The sequence below is a fragment of the Streptomyces narbonensis genome, assembly GCF_014649015.1.
GTDB classification, from domain to species: Bacteria; Actinomycetota; Actinomycetes; order Streptomycetales; family Streptomycetaceae; genus Streptomyces; species Streptomyces narbonensis.
The window spans coordinates 1-700 of sequence record NZ_BMSF01000126.1; the positions used below are offsets into that span (position 1 = coordinate 1).

Below are 700 nucleotides of genomic sequence, written 5' to 3' on the forward strand. Positions count from 1 at the left end.
GTTCGGTAAATATTTGTTTTTACTATACCCCAAATAGAAAAATCCAATGGGTTTAAATCGTCATGGGCGTTTGGTAAATATTTGTTTTTACTAAACCCCAAATAGGAAAATCCAATGGGTTTAAATCGGGGGACCTTGGTGGCCATTCTATCGGTCCTCTCCGTCCGATCCAGCGACCGGGGAAAACTTGATTCAAATAGTCTAACTATAGCGAATTACTACGACGAAATGTACCAACTCTAGCGTACGTGTAGATCAGATGAACTTTGTCTTGAATTGTTAATTAATTATTATTCAATATTAGGAAAAAGTAAATTATTCCGAAATTATCGCAAGATCATAAGTAACAAAATCAAAAGAAGGATAGAAATCAAATAATAATGTAAGAGGAGAAAACTCTAGTTCAAATTGCGACTAAAAACCCACTTCATCTAGTCAGTGTACAAGTCGCAAGTGAAAAGGACAGTGATTTCGTCTTAACGCGATTCACTGCAGCACGGCAAGCAGCAAACACGTTCATACAGTTCGCAGCGTCAGCCTGTTTCCATTTCCTTTTACCTGAGTTACCAAAATTCTCGTCGTGACATGTGTGGAAAAAATGGTCCGATTTTCTTCAAAATTGGTAAAAATGTTTCTTATAGCTGCACTTTGAAGTTCTGAAGTTTTGAGGACGCCAGTTTGAAAATTTTCAAAATGGCGT

The 700-nt window shown here is 37.1% G+C and carries 1 protein-coding gene; it reads right to left on the reverse strand.

The window, feature by feature from the left end; all coding sequences use genetic code 11:
• Positions 1 to 516: 516 nt before the first annotated feature.
• The coding region (locus IE124_RS35205) for a hypothetical protein (protein WP_229833181.1) at positions 517 to 700 on the reverse strand (184 nt) is incomplete at its 5' end.